At 64.8% G+C, this 369-nt stretch carries 1 protein-coding gene; it reads right to left on the bottom strand.

The window, feature by feature from the left end; translation table 11 throughout:
* On the bottom strand, positions 1–369 hold a 369-nt coding region (locus ACZ9XP_RS17835; protein ID WP_465188954.1), incomplete at both ends, for an Ig-like domain-containing protein.

Here is a 369-nt window from a genome sequence, read left to right on the forward strand (position 1 = left end):
ACGGTCAGGGTCACTACGTCGCCGGCTTTGAACTCGCCGCTGACGGTGCCGCTGACGGTGATGTCTTCATCGGCTTCGGCGGCGTTCACCACGTTGTCGGCGGTGATGTCGTTGACGCTGATGCTGGTGCTGCGGTTGTCCGGGGCGACGGTGTCGACGCGGTAGCCTTCGGTGTCGCTGACGGTGATGCTGTTGCCGGATTCGTCACGGGTGGTGACGCTGGCCTCGATCACCTTGTCGGTGTCGGCCACCAGCTCGGCGCCCGGTACGTTGATGCTGAAGGTCTTGTCGGCCTGCACCAGACCGGTGAACGGCTTGCCGTTCACGGTCAGGGTCACGGTGTCGCCCACCTTCACGTCGCCACCTACG

Source organism: Vogesella perlucida, assembly GCF_979366545.1.